The organism is Cystobacter fuscus, assembly GCF_002305875.1.
GTDB lineage: Bacteria > Myxococcota > Myxococcia > Myxococcales > Myxococcaceae > Cystobacter > Cystobacter fuscus_A.
The window spans coordinates 4,999,713-5,022,094 of record NZ_CP022098.1 but is presented as its reverse complement, the minus strand read 5'-3'; the positions used below and the strand labels follow the sequence as shown (position 1 = coordinate 5,022,094).

Genomic DNA, 22,382 nt, shown 5'->3' with positions numbered 1-22,382 from the left:
CGCGTTCCCTATCCACCCCTAGAGGTTGTCGACCGACTTCTGCAGCTCCGGATTGAAGTTGTCCCGGACCCGGATGAGGCTCTGGAAGTCCGTCTTCTTCCGGTTGAGGACGTACGAGCCCTCCGGCTTGGTGAGCTCGCCCTCCACCGCCATGTCGGTGAAGTCGATGGTCGTCTTCTTGCGCACGACGACCTTGTCCTCCTCCTGGATGACCTTGACCTGGGTCTGCGACTCACCCTGGGCGAGCACCGGGGCTGCCCACATCGCGACTGCCAGTACCGCCGCCGTCCATCGTCTCATCTCGGTTCTCCTCGTCCCTGCCGCTGGACCGCACGGGGTGGATGAAGCTCCTCCTCGTGCTCTTGCATGACCTGCACCAACCGTGAGGCACTGGAAGTCCGCGAAACTCCAAGCGCGCTTCCCAGCGCATTCCCCACGAAGCCCACCCGGAGGAAAAAATTTCCTCCGGGCGGGGTGCAGCTTATTCGGCCTTCGGCGCCTCGGCCGGAGGCTCGGAGCCCTCGAGCTGCCCGGCGGGCGCGGCGTCCTGGGTGGCCTCCGTCGCGGGCGCGGTGTCCTGCGCGGGGGTGCCCTCCGGGGCGGCCTGCTCCCCGGGCGAGCCGCCCTGCATCGCGCCGCTGCCGCCCACGGCGCTCGAGGCCCCGTCCTCGGCCGGAGCCGCGGGCGCGCCACTCTTGCGCATGGCGGCGATGCCCTGGAGCTTCGCGGCGATCATCTGCTTGTCCTGGGCGCTCGTGGTCGCCGCCGCCTGGCAGCGCTGGAGGAAGCCCTCGGCCTTGTCCCAGCCGGCGCGATCCACCGCGTAGGCCCAGCCCGCGCCGCACACGGCCTCGGGCGAGTCGGCGCGCAGCGCGAGCACCTTCTCGAAGGCCTCGCCCGCCTGGAGGCCCTTCTTCGCGTCCCGGCCCTTCTGTCCGTCCAGCGCGTAGGCATAGGACAGCCACGCCTCGTGCGACTGGGGCTCCAGTTCCACCGCCTTGGAGAAGGCGCGCTCGGCGCCCGCGTAGTCGCGCCAGGCGAGCGCCAGGGCGCCCAGGTTCACGTAGCCCGGGGCGAAGCGCTCGTCGAGCGACACCGCCTTCTGGAACTGGGCGAGCGCGCGGGGCCGGTCCTCGAGCTTGAGGTAGACCATGCCGAGGTTGTTGGAGATGCCGGGATCCTTCTCGGCGAGCTTGCGCGCGTTGACGAGCACCGTCTCGGCGAGCCGGTAGCGGCCCTGCTCGTAGTAGACGAGCGCGAGGTTCTTGTAGGCCTCGGCGTCGTCCGGGTGACGGGAGAGCACGCGGCGCGCGGTGGCCTCGGCCTGGGGCAGCTTGCCCGCGAGCCGGTAGGCGACCGAGAGGTTGTTGAGCAGCGCGGGCTCCGTGTCACGGCCCGGCGTCTTCAACCCGGCCTCGTAGAGGGCGATGGCCTCGGCGAACTTGCCCTGCATGCGGTAGAGGCGGCCCAGGTTGAGCAGCGTGGGCACGTGGCCCTGATCGAGGAAGCGCACCTTCTCGTAGGCGGCCTGGGCGTCGGCGAGCCGGCCCTGGCGCTCGGCGATGACGCCCAGGTTGAACTGGGCGTTGAGGCTCTGCGGAGCGCGGTGGAGCACCTCCTGGAAGCCCTCCTCGGCGCGGGCGTAGTCCCCCGCGTCGAAGGCGGCCACGGCCTCGGCGAAGCGCTCGCGGGCCCTGGCGGCCGGAGTGTCCGCGGGGGCCGGAGCCGGCGCGGGTGGGGCCTCGACCTGGACGGGAACCGGGGCCTCGGCGGTGGCGGCCACCGGCGTGGACTTCACCGACGAGGTGGTGGCACACGCGGCGGTGAAGGCCAGCGTGGTGGCGGCCAGACCGCGGCCGAGCGACAGGAGCGTCCTGCCCAGGGAGTGGAGTGGATGCATGGTGGTCACCTTCACGGCTGGACCTCTCGCGAAGCGGTGGACGGCTTGGGCGTCTCCTCGGCCCGGGGGGATTCACCCTCCTTGGGCTCGTCGGCGACGCCGGACTCCTTGGCCACGTCGGCGGTGGCGAAGAACTCGCTGCCGCGGAAGGGCACCTGACGCACCTGGGCGTAGGTGCCCGGGTGGTAGCGGTTGACCTGCTCCTGGGCCGCGAGCGTCCACTCGTTGTACAGGGACAACTCGTAGGCCTTGCCCAGCGCCTTGTCGAGGGCCTCGCTCGCCTTGTCCTCCAGCGGCAGCGCGAGGTTCTCCAGCTCGCCGCGGTACATGGCGAGCTGCTCCTCGTCGAGCCCCGGCGGGTTGGGCGATTCCTGGATGTTGCGCGCGAAGTCCGCGTAGGCCATGCCGATGCGGGTGAGCGCCGCGATGCCCCACTCGCCCGAGCCGCTGGAGAGCACGTCGACGTAGGACTTCTCCAGCTTCTGGATGGCGCGCTGCTTGGCGACCAGGTCCGCGCGCACGGTGGACACGCGCTTGAAGCGGATGGCCACGTACTGGTTCCAGTCGTCCTCCACGGAGAGGAAGCGCGCGTGGCCGTAGGCGTCGACGAGCTCCGGCTTCTGCTTGTCCTCGGGGCTCAGGCGGTTCCAGAGGTAGACGAGATCCTTGCGCAGGCGCTCGGCGTTGGAGGTGTCCTTGAGCTTGCGGTAGCCGATGAACTGCTTGTAGCGCGCGAGGTAGACCTGAGCGGCGGAGGTGCGCGAGTCGCGGGCATACGTCTCGGCGAAGGAGGTGAAGGCGCGCACGGCGTCGCCCCACTTGCCGTCCTTCTCGTGCACCAGGCCCACGTTGAAGGCGATGCGCGGCACGTCCGGCAGATCCTTGAAGCGCGCGAGGTAGGCGCGGTAGGCGGTGAGCGCCTTGTCGGACTCACCGAGGCTCTCCCACCACAGGCCCGCGTTGAAGAGCGCGTCGGACACCCACTTGCTGGCCTCGGCGATGAGCGCGCGGCGCTCCTCTTCCCGGGAGCTCGCCGTCTCGTCGGCGGGGGCATCGACCGGAGGCGGCGTGGCGGCGGCGGGGGGCGTCTTCTTGCCCTTGTTCTTGCGCGCGGCGGCGCGGGCGGCGGCCTGCTTCGCCTTGGCGTCGACGATGTCGCCGCTGGCGGCGTCATAGGTGGCCACGAACGAGGAGTACATGGCGGCGGCCTTGGCGAACTCGGCCGTCTTCTCGTAGAGGTGCGCGAGCGTGTAGCGCACCTTGGGCTCGAAGATGCTGCGCGGGTAGTCGGCGAGGACGCGCTCTCCGGCGCTCACGCCCCGGTCGATCTGCCCGGCCTCCTGGAAGAAGACCATGGCGGAGGTGAGCGCCCGGTCCGCGTTGCTCGAGCGCGGGAACTCCTTCACGTAGTCCAGGAAGAGGCTGGCCGCCTTCTCCGGGTTCTTCTCCTTCTGGTAGACGACCTCGTGGATCCACTTGTACTGCGCGCCCTCGGCGACGCGGGCCACGCGCGCGGCGAACTCGGGATTGGGCTTGATGAGCTTGTCGTTGGCGAGGAACAGCCGCGCCTGCTTGCTCAGCTCCGCCCATTCCCCGCGCGACTCGAGGATGAACAGGGTGAGGTCGGCCGCGTCGCGGCTGCGGCGCTCGGCGGGGAACTTCTGGATGATGTCGCCGAAGCGGCGCGCCGCGTCCACGTAGTGGTGGCGGTCGTAGACGGTGAGGGCCGCCTGGTAGCGCAGATCGATCTCGTCCGGGTTGTCCGGGAAGAGGCGGTTGTACGTGTCGCACGCCGCGACGAGCTTCTCCTCGAAGCGCGTGAGGGGCTCCTCGGCCAGGTTCGTGTCCTTCTTGGTGATGCGGCCCTTCTTCTCCACCTGGCCCTTGGACTTGTTCTCGTCGACCTTCTGGCCGTCCTTGAGGTCGCTCTGGGCGAGCTGGCCGCGCTCGATCTTCACGAGCTTGTCGTAGGCCATGATGGCGGCGAACGAGGCGCTCTTGCGGTAGCTCTCGTTGGAGACCTCGCGAGCGGAGTCCCGGTCGGGCACCTGGAAGGAGGCCACGAGGTCGTACTGGGCGGCGGCGGCCTCCCACTCCTCGAGCGCCCAGAGGATCTCCGCGTAGAAGAAGCGCATGTTGAACGCGGAGTCGGAGAGGAACTCGGGATCCTCGCTGGAGGCGAAGGTGTCCACGTACTCCTTGTAGATGTCGCGGGCGAGCCGGTACGTCTCCACCTGGCGCGTCTTCTGCGCCTCCTGGTGGTAGTCCGTCACCATCACGCGCATGGCCTCCTCGGTGACGCTGAAGGCGTTGCGAAGCACGGGCGTGTTGCCCTCGTTGGCCTTCCACCAGTCGCCGCCGGGCCGGTACCCGGCCACCATGAGCTTCATCTCCGAGCGCACCTTGTCGCGCTGGCGCAGCCCCTCGTAGGAGCGGACGATGGCCTGCTGGTACTCGGGAGCGCTGGCGCCCAGGGGCTGGTCCTGGATGAGGACGCGGTAGGTCTCGATGGCGCTGTCGTACAGACCCACGTCCATGAGCTGCGCGGCCATCTTGGAGATGAGCCGCTCCTGGCGCTTCTGTGGGGCCTTCTGCTTGAAGAAGGCGATGCCCTCCTTCGCCTTGTCGAGCTTCACGTAGAAGACGATGAGATCGTTGAGCGCCTCGGTGCGCAGGTCGCCCAGCTCCTCGCCGCGGGCGCTCGCGAAGTCGACGACCTCGTGCATCCGGGCCAGGCCCTCGTCGTAGCCACCGGCGTTGTAGTCACACCAGGCGAGCTTGTAGACGGCGTAGGCGTAGATCTTCGGCACCTTGGAGGCGAGCGCCTTCTCGTAGTAGCCGCGCGCCTCCTTGAGCTTGTTGTTGTCGAAGAAGTGGTTGCCGAGCTGGATGTACGTGTCCGGCACGAACTGGGACTGGGGGTACTTCTCCACCAGCTCCAGGTAGTTCTTCACCGCCTCGTCGCGCTGGTTGAGCTCCTGATGGTTGTAGCCGAGGTAGAAGAGCGCCTCGTCGCGCTGCGGCCACTCCGGGTAGTCGCGCAAGAGCTCCTTGTAGATGCGCATCGTCTCGGCGCGGTAGCGCTCGCTCTCGGCATGCTCCTGCTTGGGCTGTTCGATCTGCTCGCCCCGGGCAATGGCCGCGTCGTAGGCCTTCTCCGCGGCGAGGAAGCGGTTCATCTCGAGCTGGTAGAGGTACTTGGACTTCTCCCAGTACAGCTCGCCCATGCGGTAGAGCATGTCCGCCTTGCGGTGCGAGCCCTCCTGCAGCTTGGGAATCAGGCGCTTGAAGCCCTCCAGGGCCTCGTCGCGCTTGGCGTCGGCCAGGGCGTCCTTCTTCTCGTCCGCGATGCGTGGAGCGCTGGCCATGGCCGCCGGGCTCATGCGCGCGGGGCCCACCCGCGTGGGCACGTCGTCCTCGGCCGCGGTGGCCGTCTGGGACCGGGCCTCCTCCGCGGTGGCGCGGCCCGCCGCGTCCTTCTTGGAGGAGGGCTTGGCTGCCCCCGGCTTGCGGGCTGCCTGCTTGCGCGGGCCCGCCTTGGATTTGGAGGTTGTGCCCTTGCGCGACTCCACCGTCTGGGAGGACTTGGAGGACGGCTGGGCCGCCTCCCCTGCTCCGCCCGCGGTCAGCGCCACACCCATCGCCAGCGCACCGAAACGAAGGACCGACTTCATGCGAGCTCCTGTGGTGGGGCCAGGAAATAGAGGGCACCTTGGCGGCCCCCGGGGCTCCGATCTCCGGAGTCACCCTTGTCCGCCCCCATCGCCTCCGTCACCACCCACCGAAAGGTACGGGCCAAAGTAGAAACGGGGAGTTGGAATGAGAAGTGCTCTACCCACGGAGATCCGCTCGCTTCACAACACCGTGGGAAACACCGAGGGGCGGCGCCCCGCGATCATCCGCGTGGGCCCGCCCCTCGTGTGCAATTCCAGACGTTGTACGCGCGCTATTGGGGTTTGGCCGGGCAGCCGCGCTTGAGCGTGTACTGGTAATAGCCAATCTCGTCGCGCCAGAACTCGCCCTCGAACTTCCAGTAGTTCCACGCGGCGCCCGGCATCTTCGGCCGGTAGATGGATTGGGTCTTGAGCAGTGCCTTCTGATCCACACCCGCGAGCAGCAGATCCTTCTCGTCCAGGGCCGTCTGCACGCGGATGATCTCCGCCTGATCCGCGAAGGTGCGCAGGTTCTGGGCGGCCTCGAGCAGGCGGCTGTGGGCGAAGCGGCCGCCGATCTGCGTGAGCGTGGCGCGCACCTCCTCCAGTCCGGACACCGCCTCCTGGACGAGCCCCGTGCCCCGCCAGGCCGCCCGCTCGCTGATCCGCCGGCGCTCGGCGTCCACCTGGGTCACCATCCGCATCACGTCCTGGATGCGCTCGTTGCCGTGGATCCACAGGTAGACGGGCCCGGGCAGCCGCCGGTTCTCCGCCGACACCAGGTTGTAGGCGCTCAGCGGATCCTCGTCGCGGGTGAAGGGCTCGAGCTGTTTCGCCATGGGCTCGTAGAGGGCCTCGTAGGCGGCGAGCGTGGTCTTCACCTCGTCGAACAGACAGCTGTAGTAGTAGACGGTGGCCTTGAGGATCCACGACTCGGGCTGGAAGGCACCCTCGAACTGGGGGGCATGCAGGGCCTGGAGGCTGCCGAGCGCCCCGCCGAAGTCCTCGTCCTGGAAGCGGGCGAAGCCGTTCTCGAACAGGGCCTGATCCCAGAAGCGGCCGTAGCGTGGCACGGCCTCATAGGCGGTGATGGCCTGGGGGTACTCGTGCCGGCCGTAGTGCAGGCGGCCGAGCCCCAGCAGGGCGAGCTGCTTCACCTCGTCGAGGCCGAGCTGATTGCCCTTGGCGTCGCGCGCGGCCTGGAAGGCGGCGAGGGCGGCGGTGTCCAGCGCATCCCCCTCTCCGGGGCGGCCGGGGAACTTGGGATCCGCGAGCACCACGCCCAGCAGGTAGCGCGAGCGGGCGTACACGCGGCTGTCGGCGGGCACGGCCTCCAGCAGGGCACGGGCCTCCTCGAGGCGGCCGCGGCGGTGGTGGATGGTGCCGAGCTGATAGTTCACGCGGGCGAGCACCTCGCGAGGCAGCTTCGTCCAGGTGTCGCGCGCCTCCGGGGTGTAGGCCTTGTCGAGCAGGTTGGGCACGAGGTTCTGCTCGTTGAGCCGCTCCTGCATGTCCACGAGCCCCTCGAGGGCCTGGAGATAGGCGGGGTGCTGGGGTCCGGCGGCGACGATGCGCGCGTAGGCGACGAGCGCGCTGACGGGCAGGTCCTCGCTGGCGAAGGTCTGGGCGAGCGACAGCTCGGCGCGGCCACGCTCCTCGGCGTTGGTGGAGCGGGTGGCCTGCTCCTGGAAGCGCAGCGCCGCGTCCTGCGCGGAGGCGGCCAGGGGAGCGAGAAGCAGCCAGGAAGAGAGAAACAGGCGGTGCATGGCTCGGTCCTCAGAAGAGGTAGGAGAAGCCGGCGTAGAAGCCGAGGTTGTTGAGCACGTCCGACGAGGGGTTTCCGACGAGGTCCTTGCCCAGGACGATGTCCTCGCGCAGTTTCTTGCCCGTCTTGGGATCCACGCCGTCGAAGCGGGAGTACTGGCAGCCACCGCTCAGGGGCAGCGCGCTGAAGGGCTCGCCGGTGCCGAGCGCCTTTTCGAGCAGCGCGAAGTCCTGCTGGTTGCACCCATCCACGCGATCCACGCGCGCGGTGTAGACCAGGTCTCGCAGCTCCAGGCGCAGCGCCATGGAGTCGCCGAACTGCACGCGCAGGCCGCCGCCCACCGAGCCGACGAACCTGGTGCCCGTGTCGCCCAGGCGCGCCGGGACGACGGTGCCCACCCCGTCCACCTGGTTGGTGACCTGGGGACGCACGAGCACGCGCGAGGCGCCCACCCCCGCCCCGCCGTTGATCACCACGCTGAACTGCAAGAGGTGGTTGTCGTAGAAGGCGAACTTGCCGTAGAGCGGCGTGACTTCCACGCCCGCCTGCGCGCCCCACTGGAGCAGGAGCGCCGTGGCCGCCTGGGCCTGCTCGCGCACCTTGTCGATGAGCTCCAGGTTGAAGGCGCTCTCGTTGGCGTACCAGTTGTACTGGCCGGTGAGCTGCAGGGCGAAGTTCTCCTGCAGGTGGTAGGTGTAGCCCAGCGCGCTGCCGGCGTGCTCGGTGAAGCGGCCATTCACCTGGGGGATGGCCGGGTAGAGGGTGAACTCGTGGCGGCCCGCGTCCGCGAAGCGCTTCTTCTGCACCACGTGCACGGCCACGTTCGGATTGTGCAGGGGCGCGCCATTCACCAGGCGCTGCGCCTCGGGGTCCGCCACCGGGAGCGGCGCGTCCGGGCTGGCGGTGGAGGCCAGCGGGGCATCCGCGGCCTTCACCGGAATGGGCGCCTGCTCGACGGGAGCCTGGGCCAGGGCCGGCGCGCAGACCGTGGCCAGGAGGAAGGAGAGGAACGAGGTGGGTCGCATGGGACGCGGAGCCTCAGAAGAGGAAGGTGTAACCGAGGTCGAACTGCACCAGGTGCGTGAAGCCGGGGTTGGGCGCGGGCTCGCCACTCTCGCGCCCCGCCTCCCAGTCCTCGCGCACCACGTTCACGCGGTACCGGTCCGCGAAGATCCAGTCGCGCAGCTCCAGGCGCAGCGCGTGCCGGGGGCCCAGGAAGAAGCGCAGGCCCACCGCGCCGGAGACCACCGGCGCCGCGCGCGTCTCCACGCGCCAGTAGGACTCGGTGGCGGTGGAGCGATCGGCCACGTCCGTGCGGTTGTCACACACGCCCTGAGCGCGGTCGATCACCTGGCCACACTGGATGATGGACTGGCGCCGCAGCGAGGCGAGCCCGCCTCCGGCCCACAGGTAGGCCTGGAAGTGCGCCGTCGCGTCGGCCAGCAGGGACAGCTTGCCGTAGATGGGAGCCCAGCGCGCGCCCACCACGCCGTGCGCGCCCATCTGCCACATGTCCGCCAGCTCGTCGGTGAGCTGCTTGTCCTCGCGGGCGAGGAAGCTCTCGGAGATGGAGCGGGCCAGCCCCGTCTGCCGGCTGAGCGCGTAGCCGGCGCGCGCCTCGAGGGCGAACGACTCGACGAAGTTGTAGGCGAGCGCGACGTTCAGGTTGTAGTGCGCCGTGAGGTACTCCCGCGCCGGCAGGCCCACCGCGAGCGACAGCTCCAGGTGTTGCTGGGGCGAGTAGAGGCGATGGCGCACGGCGGCGGGATCCAACACCTGCTGCTGCGCCGACGCGCTCAGGGCCATGAGCACCAGGGCCAGCGAGACGAAACGAAGAGGAATGCGTGGATTCATATGTCCGGATGGCGAACCATGTGGGCATGGCTTCTCTTGAGGGCAAGAGAGTCAATCGCGTGGGGAGGTGCTTTCACACACCCAGCATGCGCACCGCTCGCTGGCCAACGTTTGGAGGCCACTTCCGGGGGCCGGAAACACGAACGCCCCGCCCGGTGGGAAGACCGGAGCGGGGCGTCGAGGAAGGCCCTGTGGCGGTGCCTGGAGGCTCGGTAGGACGAGTGACCCGGCCCTCCCCGCTTGACGGAGAGGGAGCACACACAGGGCGGTACGGCGGGACTACTTGCCGGCGCGGGCGGCCTTGTGCTTCTCGCGCAGCGCGAGCTTGATGCTCGGGCGCACGACGATGAGGCCGTCGTTGTGGCCGGGGACGGCGCCCTTGACGAGCAGCAGGCCCTTCTCCACGTCCACGTCCACCACGGTCAGGTTCTGGGTGGTGACCTGCTCCACGCCGTAGTGACCGGGCAGCTTCTTGTTGGGGTACACGCGGCCAGGCGTCTTACGCTGACCGATGGCGCCCGGGTGCCGGCGGTACTCGTGGGTGCCGCGCGTGGCCGTCTGCGAGCCCTTGAACTTCCAGCGCTTCATGACGCCCTGGAAGCCACGGCCCTTGGTGATGCCCGTGACGTCCACGAGCTGGCCCTTGGTGAACAGGTCCGCCTTCACGGCGTCGCCCACGTTGTAGCCCGCGGCCTCCTCCGCGCTCACCCGGAACTCCTTCAGGTGGCGGCGCAGCGGAGCGTTCGCCTTCTTGAAGAAGCCCAGCTGCGGCTTGTTCAGGCTCGTCTCGCGCAGCTCGCCGAAGCCCAGCGTCACCGCCGAGTACTGATCCTTCTCGGGGGTGCGCTTGCCCACGACCGTACAGGTGTTGACGTCGATCACCGTCACCGGAACGAGGTTTCCCTCCTCGTTCCACACCTGGGTCATCCCAATCTTCTTGCCAATCAGACCCTTCACGTCGTCCTCACAGCTCGCGCGTCCTCGCGCGAAAACATCAATGATTTCAGCAGGTTGCGTCCGAATTCCCATTCCCCGGACGCCAGGAAGCGGCGCAATGTAGCAGCTTGCCCCCCCTGGTCAAGCACGGCGGCAAGCACGGTGGGAGGGCGTGGCCTTCACCGGGCGCGATCCAACCGGGGATAGAAGGCGGAGAGCTGCGCGTCGGCGATGCGCTGGGCGTACACGTCCTCGCCGAGCAGGAACAGCGCCTGATCCAGGTAATCTTCCGCGGCCTGCACCTCGCCCTCCTTCTGGGCGATCTGCTGATCCACGTCGGCCAGGGAGGCATCGACGCTCTCCTTGCGGGCGAGCATCTCGTCCTCGAGGGCGAGCACGCGCTTGTGGGCGATGATGCCGGGGGCGCCGGGCTGCCCGGGCTTGGGCGTGAGGGCCAGCTCCACGTCGCGCTCCAGGGTCTCCACCTCGCGCGACAGGCGCATGGCCTGCAGGCGGTTCTTCTTGATGTTGTCGCGCGAGAGGGAGAGCTTGGACTCGTCCCGGGTGGTGAGCTCCAGGTCGGCGTGCTTCTTCTCCATCTTCTTGAGCGCGTCCTGGGCGTAGCGCAGATCGGCGCGGCGGCTGGACAGCGTCTTGCGGAGGGTCTTGGTCTCCCCCTCCACGGCGTCCACGGCCTTCTTCCACTTCTGGACGATCTCCCCCTGGGCGGCGCGCAGGCGCTCGTACTCGGCGAGGTAGTCCTGCCAGGCGGCGTCCTCGTCGTTGAGCTGCGCTTCGAGCGCGGCCAGTTCATCGCGCCGGGCCACCAGCGCCTGCTCGGCGCGGTAGACCCGATCCATGGTGCGCGGACAGTTGGGCTTGCCCGCGAGCCGGTCCCTCGCGAGGTCCCCCAACTGGAAGATCAAATCGTCATAGCTGTCGGCCTTGGCCATGCCCGCCGTTTTACGCCCAAGGCGAGCAGGCTGTCAGCAGGCTCGGTTACTCGGCGGGAGCGGCGGCCGCCATCTGGGACTCGCTCACGGCGGCCAGGGCGGCGCCCTCGGCGAGCGCGAGCAGCTCCCGGGAGCGGTCCTGCTCCTCGGTGCGGTTGAGCTCGCAAACCCAGGCGCTGGACAGGTCGGCGTGCTGGCGGGCCAGCTCGGCGGTGGCCTCGTAACGGGCGGCGGAGGCACGGGCGAAGGCGCCCTCGCGGCGCAGCTCGCGCACCGTATCCTCGTCGAGCGTGATGTCCTCGGGAGGCACGGGCAGCGGACCCCGGCCGAGCGCGGCCAGGCGGGCCAGCAGCCGCGAGGCATGCGCCCGGCAGAACGCGGCCAGCACCATCAGGCGGGCCCGGCCCCTGCTGTCGCCCAGTCGCTCGGCGAGCATCGTCATGCGCCGTGCGGATACCACTTCGGATTCCCATGCCGCGGCCAGTGCTGCTGCCAGACGGGTGTGCCTCGCGCCCATAAATCCCTCCCCATGAACCAGCCCCTACCCGGTTTCGAAGCTATGAACGGGTTCCCCAGGATTCAACCGATCGGCGCCAAACCTCGCTCCAGCAACCAATAGAGCGCCGTCAGCCCGAGCAGGACTGACAGGAAGCGGACGGTGCGCCGGTGCAGCACGGGCCGGCGCTGGAGCATGCGCAGCAGCGGCAGCAGCACGGCGACGACGGCCGCCTGGCCCAGCTCCACGCCGAGATTGAAACCGAACAGCCCGCTCACCACCGAGTCGCCCAGGCCATAGCCCGTCAACACGCTGGCGAAGCCCAGGCCGTGCACCAGACCGAACAGGAAGGTGACGGCCACGCGGTGGCGGGGCGCGCGCCGCACGAGGTTCTCCACCGCCACCCAGAGAATGGAGGCGGCGATGGCGGCCTCCACCCAGCGCGTGCGCACCTCGTCCAGGGGGAGCCAGCCCAGCGCGGTGGTCCCCAGCGTGAGGGAATGGGCCACGGTGAAGGCCGTCACCAACAGCAGCACCCGCCGCGTGCTCCCTCCCACGAGCAGCACCGCCAGCAGGAAGGCCAGATGATCCGGCCCGCCGAGGATGTGCGTGACCCCGAGCCCCACCCAGCCGGCGAGCCCCGTGGACGCCTCCCCGGCGGAGCCCTCCGTGGACACCACGAGCGTGGGCTGGGCGGCGTCGGCGAAGCGCTGTCCCCGCTCACCCTGGACGAGGCTGCCGAGCACCACCCGGTAGCCCGCCGGCAGTACGGCGAGCAGCGTGAAGCGCTGGCGCAACTCCCCCGGCGCGCACGAGAAGGTGGCCCCGAGTTCCACATAGGACTCGCGCACCCAGGCCCGCTGGGCGGTGCGAGCGCAGGGCTGGCCGCCAGCGCTCAGGGGAATGGCGTCCCAGAAGCCCACGGCCAGGGCCCGCTCGCGCGCGTCGAGATCCGCCTGGCTCAGCACGCCGTCTCCGTCCGCGTCCGCGGGCAGCAGGCGCGCGAGCGTGTCCGCCGTGAGGGTGATGCGCTCGCGCACCTCGGCCCCCCCGGCTTCGGGACGCCAGAGCTGCGCATAGAGAATGTCCGCGTCGTGCGCGCCCGCTCCACCCGCGAGCAGACACAGGACGAGGGCCGCCACCCACCGGGCCGTCCACCACATGGGCCCGGCAGCCTGCCCGCGCGGGGCCGGGGCCGTCTACTCCTCGATGAACTCCAGGTGGAACTGCTGCCGGCCGCTCGACCCTCCGTGGCGGGTGCCACAGCGCGGGCAGAACAAGGGCCCGTCCCAGTCCCAGTGCGCCTTGACCTCCTCGCCACAGCACACGAGCGGCACCGGCCGCAAGTCATCCACGTCCGGGGCCATGGGACCCGGCAGGGCGCGCGGCTTGACGCTCACGAAGGTGGGCCGCGGGTTGTCCGCGAGCGTGCGCGACACGTGCGCGAGCTGCTCGTAGCGCACGTGATTGGCCCAGGCGCGCGCCACGCTCTCCACGTGGGCCTGCTGCGCGGCGGTGAGCCACTCGTCCCCCGCGGCCCGGTGGCCGCAATAGAGACACCACGCATCGGGCACCTCGTCGAAGCTCTCGTGCGCGTTCTCGAACGGAAAGAGCGACGCGAGCCGCCTCTGGAGGATGCTCCCGTCGTGCGCGCACGGCCGCGTCTTGAAGTCACGCTGGCAGCGCGGACACGCCCTGCGCACGAAGCCGCCCACGTCCCGGGGCAGCTCCACCAGGCAGATGTCGGGCGCATCCCTCATACCGCCTCCTCTAGGCCATCGATCCACGGCCCCGCTGCGCCACCGCCAGCAGCAGCGCCACCATGGAGAAGAGGAGCAACAGATGCACCCAGGCTCCCTCGGTGGAACCACTGATGGATCCGACGATCCACAGCACGAACAGGATGGCACTCATCGTCCAGTACACGCCGCCCACTCCTCTCCACGGTTCACACGACTGCGCGCAAAGCTGGGGTGCCGCGGCGATGGGGGCAACCCCTCCTTTCAACAGCCCTTCCAGGGGTCAACGGACCGCGCCGGTAGACCTTTTTTCAGGAGGGGAATCTCCCACCCCGGCCCCACTCCGAGTGATTCCGCGGGCTTGGTGGATGGCACGGTGACTGCTTCGAGCGCCGGGCATCTGCCACATGGGACACGTGGCCGGGGGTGGCACGTGTGGGGAAGAGGGTTGACGATATGAAGGGTTGGGCGGCGGCGCTGGTGGTGGTGGGGTCGATGGTGGGTCCGGTCGCGGGGGCGTTCCAGCCCTACTTCCCGGGAGAGAAGAGCCCGGAGATGGTGGAGCTGAGAGCGCAACTGGCCGAGCGCGCGGTTCAGCTCGAGCAGATGGAGGAGGAGGCGGTGCTCTTCGCCGAGGCGGAGGCGCTGGGCATCACCACCGCGGTGCAGGCCTCGCAGCTGCCCGAGCGTCAGCAGCGGCGCCTGGCGATGGCGATCGTCCGCGAGGCGCGCGCCAACGGGTTGGATCCGCTCCTGGTGGTGGCGGTCATCCACTGCGAGAGCTCCTTCAACAACTACGCGGTGTCCCACGTGGGCGCCATGGGGCTCATGCAGGTGATGCCGGACACGGGCAGCTATCTGGCGGACAAGGCGGGCTTCAAGCTGCAGCGCCATTCCAATCTGTTCGATTCGGAATTGAACATCGAGCTGGGAACGGCCTACCTGGCCAACCTCATCGAGCGCTTCGGCACGCCGGAGCGCGCCCTGGTCGCCTACAACGCGGGCCCCACCCAGGCGCGGAAGATCCTCGCCCAGAGCGGCGCGCGCGAGCGATTCCTCGCGGGCTACCCCGCCAAGGTGATGCGCGAGTTCCGCAACCTGAAGGCCCAGCGCTCGCGCGAGCTGACCCGGCGCGAGGCCCAGAAGAAGCCCGTGAACGGGCCGGGGTGATGGGTAGCCAACAGTGCGTGCGCTCGGTGCAGGACACTGATTCCGAATTCCATCCGGCTGACTGCCCTTTCCAGGAGTTCAGATGCACTCTCCGCGGTGACTCTTGTGCGCCGGGGTGGGCGGTTCCACTCCGGGCCGGGCGTACCCGACACGCGCCGGTTTCCCAGGGAAACGCACGCGGCATCGATGGAGAGACACACTCATGGTGGGACTGGAAATTCACCAGGAAGAACGCGCAGGCCGTCTGACGCTGCGTCTGACCGGAACGCTGGACAACCAGACCGCCCTGCTCCTGCGCCAGTCGCTGGACACGCTGGGATCGAGGGAAGTGGAGTTGGATTTCACGCACCTGCGCGAGTTCCGTGACTCGGCGGTGGGAGTGCTGACGAACGGACTGGTGGACCGCAAGGTGCGCCTGCGGGGCCTGGCCGGGCATCACCAGCGCATGTTCCGCTACTTCGGGTTGAGCATGGGCGAGACCTCCTCGGCGTCGCGCGCCTACTACACCCCGGAGGAAGTGCTCGCCTGAAGTCCTGTCGTCGGGAAGGAGCCGCGAGATGAGAGGGGAGCAAATCCCCTCCCGCGCCCGCCTCCCCGCCCTTCCGGCAACCCCCCCGGAAGCACCACCGGAAGCACCACCGCCGTGGGCAACACCTCGTCTCCTCCCCTCTGCGTCCAGGCGGACACGCCCGAGGCCCGGGGTTGTCGAGACAGACGTTCAGGAGTCGTCGGACTGGGGTAGAGTGGCTCCCCCGATGAACTCCCCAGCCCGAGCAACCCCTGCCCTTTCCTCTCCGGCGGCCGCGAGATCCGCGCTGGAGCAGGTGGCCGCGAATCTGTCCCTGGCCGTGCGGGGCAAGGAGAAGGAAGTCCGCCTCGCCGTCACCTGCGTGGCCGCGGGGGGCCACCTGCTGCTGGAGGACGTGCCCGGGGTGGGAAAGACCACGCTGGTGGAGGCCCTCGCCCGCTCCTTCGCCCTGTCGCTGTCGCGCGTGCAGTTCACCGCGGACCTGATGCCGGCCGACATCCTCGGCGCGCAGATCTTCCACGCCGCCACGGCCTCGTTCTCCTTCCGCCCCGGCCCCATCTTCCGCCAGCTCGTGCTGGCCGATGAGCTCAACCGCGCGCCGCCGCGCACCCAGTCCGCGCTGCTGGAGGCCATGGCCCAGGGCCAGGTCTCCCTGGACGGCGTCACCCACCCGCTGCCCCGCCCCTTCACGGTGGTGGCCACGCAGAACCCGGTGGACTTCTCCGGCACCTATCCCCTGCCCGACTCGCAACTGGACCGCTTCCTCATGCGCCTGTCGCTGGGCCACCCGGCGCCCGAGGTGGAAGCGCGCCTGCTGGTGCTCGCGCGCGACGCCGCCACGGCCGGCGCGGTGGTGGATCCGGTGAGCACGCCCGAGGCGCTCAACGGGCTGCGCGCCCAGGTGGCCGCCCAGCGCCTGGATGACACCGTGGCCGACTACGTGGTGCGCCTGGCGCACGCCACGCGCTCGCACGGCGACATCGAGCGCGGCGCCTCCACGCGCGCCGTGCTGGCGCTGGGCATGGCCGCCCGGGCCTACGCCCTGTGGGAGGCGCGTGACTTCGTGACGCCCGGAGACGTGCGCGCGGTGCTCGGGCCGTGCCTGGCCCACCGGCTGCTCCTGCGCAGCGCCAACCAGGGAACCTATACGCGCGACGAGGCGCTCCACCTCATCGAGGAGATCGCCCGGAAGGTGCCGGCCCCCCGGTGAGCCCGTCCCGTCCTCCCTCGCCGTGGCGGCGGTTGCGCGCCAGGCTCCGGCCACCGCGCACCCTCAAGGTGACGGGCATGGGCCGCACCTACCTCGTGGTGACGTTCGGCGTGGGCCTGGGCGCGCTCAACACCGGCAACAACCTGCTCTACCTGGTGCTGGGACTGCTGCTGAGCGTCATCATCCTCTCCGGCGTGCTGTCCGAGCGCTGTCTGCGCGACCTGTCCGTGCGGCGCGTGGGCAACGAGGGCGCCTTCGCGGGCGAGCCCTTCGCCTTCCGCTGGGCGCTCACCCGCCGCCAGGGACATGCCTTCGCCCTCACCCTGTCCGAGGTGGACGTGCCCCTCACCGGCGAGGGCGGCGTGGGCCACCTGCCCGCGGGCGCCGAGCACGTGGTGCGCGCGGACCTCACCGCGCCCCGGCGCGGGCCGGTGAAGCTCGTGGGCGTGCGCGTCACCACCACCTGGCCGCTGGGCCTGTTCGCCAAGACGCGCGTCTTCCCGCTGCCGGGCACGCTGCTCGTCTTCCCCCGGCGGGGCTTCGCCTGTGCCACCCCCGAGGACGCGGCGACGGGCCACGTGGGCGAGGCGCACCACCCCCACCGGCTGGATGGCACGGGAGACCTGGCGGGCCTGCGCGAGCTGGGCGAGGGCGAGGATGCCCGGCGCGTGCACTGGCTCAAGAGCGCCTCGGCGGGCAAGCTGCTCAAGGTGGAGCGCGAGCGCGAGGAGCGGCGCACCTACGTGCTCGAGGTGCGCGCCGGGCTGGCCGACGAGGCGCTGGAGCGGCGGTGCGAGGAGGTGGCCGAGCAGGCCCACCGGCTGCTCGAGGCTGGCCACGAGGTGGGGCTGGAGCTGCCCGGCCAGCGGCTGCGGCCGGGCGCGGGCAGTGGTCAGGAGCGCCTGCTCTTGCGCGCCCTCGCGTGGGTGGGCTTCGAGGAGCAGCGCGAGGAGGCGGCATGAGGCAACCCCTGCGGCTGCGGCTCGTACTGAGGGACCTGAGCACGGCGGCGGCCTTCGCCTCCATGGCCATCTCCAGCCAGGTGCCCGTGTGGGCCCTGGTCCTCTTCGCGCTGGCGCTGATCGTCGCGCTGACGGGCCGGCGCCCCCTGGCGCGCGCTCCCCGGCTCACGGCGCTGCTGCTCCTGCCCGTGGCGGGCCTGCTCTACCTCGCGGTCGCCTCGGGGCAGATGGACCTGGTGGTGGCCGCCTGCTCCTTCGCGGGCATCGTCGCCGCCCAGCGGCTGCTCTCCGAGAGCACCGCCGCCACGGATGGCCAGGTGCTGCTCGTCGGCCTGTTGATGATCGCCGGCGGCGCGGCGCTCTCCGGTGAGCTCGTCTTCGCGCTGTGCCTGCTCGCCTTCGCGGTGCTCGCGAGCCTGTCGCTGGGCCTGGCCGTGGTGGAGGCGGCGGTGCCCCCGGGCGAGCCGGTGCCGGTGCGCGCGGTGATGCGTCCGCTCGCGCGCGGTACCTTCGTGGCCGTGGTGGGCGCGGCGCTCTTCTTCATCCTCATTCCGCGCCTCAGCTGGAACATGGGCGTGCGCCGCGCCTCGCCGGGACTCGGCACCGCCACCAGCGGCTTCTCCGACACGGTGCGCCTGGGCGGCTCGGGCACCCTCAAGAGCAATCCCCGCGTCGTGCTGCGCGCCCGGCTGACACCGGATCCGGTGGACACCGAGCACCTGTCGGCCTACTGGGTGGGCCGCACCTACGACACCTTCGATGGCCAGGAGTGGTCGACGATCGGCGCGGCCAAGCAGCGCCACCGCACGCGCGTGACGCTGCGTCCGGGCGCGGACAAGCAGGTGTACCAGCGCATCGAGCTGCTGCCCGCCTACGGCAGCCGCACGCTCATCGCCCTGGAGACTCCCGCCAAGCTGGGCAATGCCCTGACGCACACGCCCACGGGCGACCGGCGCACCCGGCTGCAGGAGCTGGGCGGAGACGAGCTGCGCTTCGTGGATGACGGGCTCGGCTACTCCTACGAGGTATACAGCCTGCCGCCCGGCACGGACACGGACCCCGGCCGGATGAACCAGACGGAGGCGGATCAGCTCCTGGCGCTGCCGGAGAACCTGGATCCCCGGGTGGAGCAGCTGGCGCGTCGGGTGGTGGGCGACGAGAAGGATCCCCTCGCGGCGGCCCAGAAGCTGTCCGCCTGGCTGCAGCGCGAGTACCAGTACACGCTGGAGCTGAGCGGGGACCTGGCGGACCCGCTGGAGGACTTCCTCTTCGTGCGCAAGGCGGGCCACTGCGAGCACTTCGCCACGGCGCTCACGTTGATGCTGCGCACCCTGGGCTTCGAGTCCCGGCTCGCCACGGGCTTCTTCGGCGGCGAGCGCGTGGGGGAGGAATACATCGTCCGCGCGGGCGACGCCCACGCCTGGACGCACGTGCTGGTGCCCGGGCGCGGCTTCATCACCGTGGATGCCACGCCGCCCGCGTTCCGCACCAACCAGTCCATTCAAATCCTCGAGTCGCTCGTCTCGCTCTACGAGGCCATCGAGGGCGTCTGGCGTACGTCCGTGGTGGACTACTCGTTCCGGGATCAGCTCGACTTCATGCGTGGCCTGTCCCGGCCCCCGCGGGATCCCTCCTCCGACGAGCAGCGGCCCTCGGGCCCACCGGCCCGTGCCTGGTGGACGGCGGGGCTGGTGGCGCTGGGCGTCTACGGCCTCGTGCGCTACCTGTCGCGGCGTCCCCGGCGCTCGCCCCTGGGAGAGGCCACGCGCCTGGTGGACGCCGTGGAGCGCCAGCTCACGCGCGCCGGCCTGCCTCCCCGCGAGGGCGAGACGCTCGAGGACGTGTCCGCGCGCTTCACCCGCGACGCGCACCCGCTGGGCCCCACCCTCGCGCCACTCACGCGCCGCTACCTGGAGGCCCGCTTCGGCCAGCGCCCGCTCGAGTCCGGTGAACGCGCCCGGATGCTCGAGGACCTGCGGCGCGCGCTCGACACCTGGCGTCAGGGCTCACGCTCCAACGCCCCCTGAAGCACCGCCACACCCGGCTCGCCCTCCTCCGCCCGCCCGCCCTCCGACGGGGCGGGTGTGACGGGGGCGCTGGCCGCGCGTGCCGCCTTTATTACCCCTCTGGGGAAACACGATGCGACATGTGGCGGCATCGCTTGCCAGGAGGGATGGGCCCGGACCTGTAACGCTTACGGACTGCCTCCCGGGGCGGGTCGGGGGGCTCGGCCAAGTATCCGTTGTGACTGATGAATTCTCGCGTGGAGGTGTGGCACGCACGTTGCTCTACGTCCTTCACGTCCGGTTGTCGTTTGACAGGAAAACCTACCTCTTTTCACCGGCCTCCCAGCGAGGAGGCCCCTCGGAGACACACCATGCAGCTCTCCACGGAACAATCGTCCAACTCCGGCTCGCTGGCGATGTACCTCTCGGAGATCAACCAGTACGCGCTGCTCAAGGTCGAGGAGGAGCAGGCGCTGGCGCGCGGCTTCCTCCAGGGAGATTTCGCCGCGGGCCACAAGCTGGTGACGAGCAACCTGCGCTTCGTGGTGAAGGTCGCCTACGAGTACCGCTCCTACGGCATCAAGATGTCCGACCTCATCCAGGAGGGGAACATCGGCCTGATGAAGGCGGTGCAGAAGTTCGATCCCGACAAGGGCATCCGCCTCATCTCGTACGCGGTGTGGTGGATCCGCGCCTACATCCAGAACTACATCCTCAAGAGCTGGAGCCTGGTGAAGCTCGGCACCACGCAGGCCCAGCGCAAGCTCTTCTTCTCGCTCGCGCGCACGCGCCGGGAGCTGGAGAAGTTCGGCACGCTGGACGGCTCGGTGGTGAACGTGGAGGAGATCGCCCGCAAGCTCAACGTGAAGGCCACCGAGGTGCGCGAGATGGAGCAGCGCATGGGCGGCCGGGACTTGTCGCTGGACGCGCCCATGGGCGAGGAGGGCGGCAACAGCCACGTGGACTTCGTGGCGAGCGACTCCACGTCCCAGGATGACGAGTTCGCGGACCGCGAGGAAGCGGGCCTCATCAACACGCGCGTGCGCACGGCGCTCATGCGCCTGGATCCGCGCGAGCGCTTCATCATCGAGCAGCGCGTGATGAACGAGCGCCCGATGACGCTCAAGGAGCTGGGCGAGCACTTCGGCTTCTCGCGCGAGCGCGCGCGCCAGCTGGAGATCCGCGCCAAGGACAAGCTCAAGGCGGAGCTGGCGGCGCTGATGGCCGAGGTGGATCCGGACTCGACCGAGGCGTCCGCGCAGCAGCAGTAGGCCAGGAGCACGATCTGTAGGCAAAGGTATGCCTCAGAGGGGCACCTCGGGCCTCGGGCGAGCGCCCTTTCCAAATGGAAAGGAGTGCGGGAATTACTGGGAGTACGGAGGATCGGGGGAGAGAATGGGGGTAGACTGCAAGCCCCTGCTCACCCACCCGCCTCAAGGACTTCATGGATCAGGTACAGCCCGGTAACAGCCCGTCCACGGAACCCGTGATGGATCCCTCCGTCCAGGACAAGGTGGAGTCCGCGCGCGCCGTGGCCGCCCAGCTGCTCAAGGGCATCAAGCAGATTGGCATGTACCGGCACAACGAGGCGAAGTTCCCCGAGTTCCTCGCCCGGACACACGAGGCGCTCACCGCGCACACCGAGAAGCACGGCGCGCTGCTCATCAAGGTGGAGCAGCAGAACTTCATGACGTACGGCGAGCCGCTGTTCGCCGAGGACACGCCGCTGCCCTACAAGTTCTTCCGCGACGGCATCCGCCAGCTCATCCTCCGGCCGGGCTTGAGCATCGAGGAGCTGGTGACGTTCACGCTCATCGCCCTGTCCGAGCCCGAGCGGGGCGCCGAGGACGTGCTCGCGCAGCTGTGGCGCTCGGGCCTGGAGCACCTCGAGTACGTGGTGGTCGAGGGCTTCCGGATGGACGAGGTGAGCGACGAGGAGGTCGAGGTCGAGGTCGACCGGGTCGTGGGCTATCTCTACTCGCGCCTCAAGACGAGCTCGGACGACTACCTGCGCTTCGCGCGCGTGAACGCGGAGGACCTCGACTCCAAGATGGACGGCGTGGAGCAGATGCGCGGCCTGGTGGTGGCGGGCAACTACGCCTCGGATGACCTCAAGGCCCGGCTGCAGCGGGAGATCTCCGAGGAGGAGGGCGCCCGGCTGTTCCCCAAGCTGGTGAGCGCCATCTTCCTCGTCATCGAGGGAGGCGTGGAGGACCGGGAGCTGCTCGAGGAGATCTTCGTGCAGCTCCTGGACGCCATGCTCATCCAGGACGACTACGGCACCATCAACCAGATGCTGCTCAAGATGCGCGCCCTGGCGCAGCGCGCGCCCGGAGGAGAGATCGAACGGCTGGTGGGCTACTTCACCCAGAAGATGGGGGACGAGCAGCGGGTGATGCGGCTGGCGGAGATGCTCAAGGCGACGCGCCCGCGCAACCCGGTGGACATCAACCGCTATGTCCAGGCGCTGGACAGCTCGGCGGTGTTCGCGCTGCTCAACGCGCTGGAGACGATCGACATCCCGGAGAACCGGCTGCTCATGTGCGACGCGCTGGCCCGATTCGCCCAGGACAACCCCCACCCCTTCGTGCAGCGCCTGGAGTCCGAGCGGCCCCAGACGGTGCGGGACATGGTCTACATCCTGGAGAAGAGCGACCACCCGGAGCGGGTGAGGATGTTCGGCCTGGTGATGCTCAACAAGAACCTCGCGGTGAAGCTGGAGGTGATGAACATCATCGCCCGGGGCCGCACCACCGAGGCGCGCAAGCTCATCATCGACGCGCTCAACGACCCGGCCACCCAGGTGCGCATGCTGGCCGCCCGGCTGCTGCCCGAGTTCGATCGGGACCGCGCCTACACGGACTTGATGCGGCTGATGCGCGAGGCGAGCTTCGACAAGAAGAGCCTCGAGGAGCGCACGGCCTACTACTCCGCGCTGGGTTCCACGGCGCTGCCGGGCGCCATCTCGCTGATGTTGCAGACGTTGTCGGTGAAGCCCACGCTGCTCAACAAGAAGAAGGTGCTGGAGGACAAGCTCCTGGCGGTGGCGGGGCTGGCCGCCGCCTGCTCCATCCCCGGGTACAAGGCCCTGCAGGGCGTGGTGGAGGACAAGACCCAGCCGCTCGAGGTCCTCACCGCCGCGCGCAAGGCGATGTACCAGACGAAGAAGACGTTGTTCGGCGAGACGACCGCGTCCGAGGAGGCGTGAG

19 protein-coding genes are annotated in these 22,382 nt (G+C 69.7%); 7 read left to right on the top strand and 12 right to left on the bottom strand.

Annotated features, from left to right (window positions below):
- Window positions 1-18: 18 nt before the first annotated feature.
- The 12 genes from CYFUS_RS20650 to CYFUS_RS50725 all read right to left on the bottom strand — a co-directional run bounded on the left by CYFUS_RS20650 (window position 19) and on the right by CYFUS_RS50725 (window position 13,483).
- Window positions 19-300 (bottom strand): hypothetical protein, encoded by a 282-nt coding sequence (locus tag CYFUS_RS20650; protein WP_095986788.1) that lies wholly within the window; start codon window positions 298-300, stop codon window positions 19-21.
- Window positions 301-481: 181 nt separating this feature from the next.
- Window positions 482-1,900, bottom strand: a complete 1,419-nt coding sequence (locus CYFUS_RS20645) for a tetratricopeptide repeat protein (protein ID WP_232537681.1) — start codon at window positions 1,898-1,900, stop codon at window positions 482-484.
- A gap of 11 nt (window positions 1,901-1,911) precedes the next feature.
- Window positions 1,912-5,574: a tetratricopeptide repeat protein gene (locus CYFUS_RS20640; RefSeq protein ID WP_095986786.1), complete on the bottom strand. Its 3,663-nt coding sequence runs from the start codon at window positions 5,572-5,574 to the stop codon at window positions 1,912-1,914.
- Between the two features lie 272 nt (window positions 5,575-5,846).
- On the bottom strand, window positions 5,847-7,319 hold the full coding sequence (locus CYFUS_RS20635) for a tetratricopeptide repeat protein (protein ID WP_095986785.1): 1,473 nt from the start codon (window positions 7,317-7,319) through the stop codon (window positions 5,847-5,849).
- A gap of 10 nt (window positions 7,320-7,329) precedes the next feature.
- Window positions 7,330-8,343, bottom strand: coding sequence for an outer membrane beta-barrel domain-containing protein (locus tag CYFUS_RS20630; protein WP_095986784.1), 1,014 nt, complete (start codon window positions 8,341-8,343; stop codon window positions 7,330-7,332).
- 13 nt (window positions 8,344-8,356) lie between these two features.
- Entirely contained in the window at window positions 8,357-9,172 is an 816-nt protein-coding gene (locus CYFUS_RS20625; protein ID WP_095986783.1) for an outer membrane beta-barrel domain-containing protein, read from the bottom strand.
- Window positions 9,173-9,451: 279 nt separating this feature from the next.
- Window positions 9,452-10,099, bottom strand: coding sequence for a 50S ribosomal protein L3 (rplC, locus tag CYFUS_RS20620; protein ID WP_420042710.1), 648 nt, complete (start codon window positions 10,097-10,099; stop codon window positions 9,452-9,454).
- Window positions 10,100-10,287: 188 nt separating this feature from the next.
- The gene (locus tag CYFUS_RS20615) at window positions 10,288-11,061 is read right to left on the bottom strand and encodes a hypothetical protein (protein ID WP_095986781.1); all 774 of its coding nucleotides are present in this window, start codon (window positions 11,059-11,061) and stop codon (window positions 10,288-10,290) included.
- 46 nt (window positions 11,062-11,107) lie between these two features.
- A complete protein-coding gene (locus tag CYFUS_RS20610) occupies window positions 11,108-11,503 on the bottom strand; it encodes a hypothetical protein (protein ID WP_002627491.1) in 396 nt (131 codons plus the stop codon).
- 137 nt (window positions 11,504-11,640) lie between these two features.
- The gene (locus tag CYFUS_RS20605; RefSeq protein WP_095986780.1) at window positions 11,641-12,720 is read right to left on the bottom strand and encodes a HupE/UreJ family protein; all 1,080 of its coding nucleotides are present in this window, start codon (window positions 12,718-12,720) and stop codon (window positions 11,641-11,643) included.
- Window positions 12,721-12,756: 36 nt separating this feature from the next.
- Window positions 12,757-13,317 carry a hypothetical protein gene (locus tag CYFUS_RS20600; protein WP_095986779.1) on the bottom strand — a complete coding sequence of 187 codons (561 nt, stop codon included), beginning with the start codon at window positions 13,315-13,317 and terminating at the stop codon, window positions 12,757-12,759.
- A gap of 10 nt (window positions 13,318-13,327) precedes the next feature.
- On the bottom strand, window positions 13,328-13,483 hold the full coding sequence (locus CYFUS_RS50725; protein WP_002627494.1) for a lmo0937 family membrane protein: 156 nt from the start codon (window positions 13,481-13,483) through the stop codon (window positions 13,328-13,330).
- Window positions 13,484-13,752: 269 nt separating this feature from the next.
- Here CYFUS_RS50725 and CYFUS_RS20595 point away from each other — a divergent pair, with 269 nt between their 5' ends.
- From CYFUS_RS20595 to CYFUS_RS20565, 7 genes are all read left to right on the top strand, one after another.
- Window positions 13,753-14,466, top strand: coding sequence for a lytic transglycosylase domain-containing protein (locus tag CYFUS_RS20595; RefSeq protein ID WP_095986778.1), 714 nt, complete (start codon window positions 13,753-13,755; stop codon window positions 14,464-14,466).
- Between the two features lie 202 nt (window positions 14,467-14,668).
- Entirely contained in the window at window positions 14,669-14,995 is a 327-nt protein-coding gene (locus tag CYFUS_RS20590) for an STAS domain-containing protein (RefSeq protein ID WP_095986777.1), read from the top strand.
- A gap of 226 nt (window positions 14,996-15,221) precedes the next feature.
- A complete protein-coding gene (locus CYFUS_RS20585; RefSeq protein WP_095986776.1) occupies window positions 15,222-16,205 on the top strand; it encodes an AAA family ATPase in 984 nt (327 codons plus the stop codon).
- Between the two features lie 32 nt (window positions 16,206-16,237).
- Window positions 16,238-17,167: a DUF58 domain-containing protein gene (locus CYFUS_RS20580; RefSeq protein ID WP_198316918.1), complete on the top strand. Its 930-nt coding sequence runs from the start codon at window positions 16,238-16,240 to the stop codon at window positions 17,165-17,167.
- Window positions 17,164-19,194 carry a transglutaminase TgpA family protein gene (locus CYFUS_RS20575; protein ID WP_095986774.1) on the top strand — a complete coding sequence of 677 codons (2,031 nt, stop codon included), beginning with the start codon at window positions 17,164-17,166 and terminating at the stop codon, window positions 19,192-19,194. Before CYFUS_RS20580 ends, CYFUS_RS20575 begins: the two co-directional genes overlap by 4 nt.
- Before the next feature lie 350 nt (window positions 19,195-19,544).
- The gene (locus CYFUS_RS20570) at window positions 19,545-20,444 is read left to right on the top strand and encodes an RNA polymerase factor sigma-32 (protein ID WP_095986773.1); all 900 of its coding nucleotides are present in this window, start codon (window positions 19,545-19,547) and stop codon (window positions 20,442-20,444) included.
- A 173-nt stretch (window positions 20,445-20,617) separates the two neighbouring features.
- Window positions 20,618-22,381: a HEAT repeat domain-containing protein gene (locus CYFUS_RS20565; RefSeq protein WP_095986772.1), complete on the top strand. Its 1,764-nt coding sequence runs from the start codon at window positions 20,618-20,620 to the stop codon at window positions 22,379-22,381.
- Window position 22,382: the final 1 nt, after the last annotated feature.

Bases quoted from the DNA above. Each gene is read 5' to 3' on its own strand.
- CYFUS_RS20585 (WP_095986776.1), top strand. From the start codon at position 15,222: ATGAACTCCCCAGCCCGAGCAACCCCTGCCCTTTCCTCTCCGGCGGCC.
- CYFUS_RS20570 (WP_095986773.1), top strand. From the start codon at position 19,545: ATGCAGCTCTCCACGGAACAATCGTCCAACTCCGGCTCGCTGGCGATG.
- CYFUS_RS20610 (WP_002627491.1), bottom strand. From the start codon at position 11,503: ATGACGATGCTCGCCGAGCGACTGGGCGACAGCAGGGGCCGGGCCCGC.
- CYFUS_RS20640 (WP_095986786.1), bottom strand. From the start codon at position 5,574: ATGAAGTCGGTCCTTCGTTTCGGTGCGCTGGCGATGGGTGTGGCGCTG.
- CYFUS_RS20565 (WP_095986772.1), top strand. From the start codon at position 20,618: ATGGATCAGGTACAGCCCGGTAACAGCCCGTCCACGGAACCCGTGATG.
- CYFUS_RS20650 (WP_095986788.1), bottom strand. From the start codon at position 300: ATGAGACGATGGACGGCGGCGGTACTGGCAGTCGCGATGTGGGCAGCC.
- CYFUS_RS20630 (WP_095986784.1), bottom strand. From the start codon at position 8,343: ATGCGACCCACCTCGTTCCTCTCCTTCCTCCTGGCCACGGTCTGCGCG.
- CYFUS_RS20605 (WP_095986780.1), bottom strand. From the start codon at position 12,720: ATGTGGTGGACGGCCCGGTGGGTGGCGGCCCTCGTCCTGTGTCTGCTC.
- CYFUS_RS20575 (WP_095986774.1), top strand. From the start codon at position 17,164: ATGAGGCAACCCCTGCGGCTGCGGCTCGTACTGAGGGACCTGAGCACG.
- CYFUS_RS20595 (WP_095986778.1), top strand. From the start codon at position 13,753: ATGAAGGGTTGGGCGGCGGCGCTGGTGGTGGTGGGGTCGATGGTGGGT.
- CYFUS_RS20590 (WP_095986777.1), top strand. From the start codon at position 14,669: ATGGTGGGACTGGAAATTCACCAGGAAGAACGCGCAGGCCGTCTGACG.
- CYFUS_RS20635 (WP_095986785.1), bottom strand. From the start codon at position 7,319: ATGCACCGCCTGTTTCTCTCTTCCTGGCTGCTTCTCGCTCCCCTGGCC.
- rplC (WP_420042710.1), bottom strand. From the start codon at position 10,099: ATGACCCAGGTGTGGAACGAGGAGGGAAACCTCGTTCCGGTGACGGTG.
- CYFUS_RS20615 (WP_095986781.1), bottom strand. From the start codon at position 11,061: ATGGCCAAGGCCGACAGCTATGACGATTTGATCTTCCAGTTGGGGGAC.
- CYFUS_RS20625 (WP_095986783.1), bottom strand. From the start codon at position 9,172: ATGAATCCACGCATTCCTCTTCGTTTCGTCTCGCTGGCCCTGGTGCTC.
- CYFUS_RS20600 (WP_095986779.1), bottom strand. From the start codon at position 13,317: ATGAGGGATGCGCCCGACATCTGCCTGGTGGAGCTGCCCCGGGACGTG.
- CYFUS_RS20645 (WP_232537681.1), bottom strand. From the start codon at position 1,900: ATGCATCCACTCCACTCCCTGGGCAGGACGCTCCTGTCGCTCGGCCGC.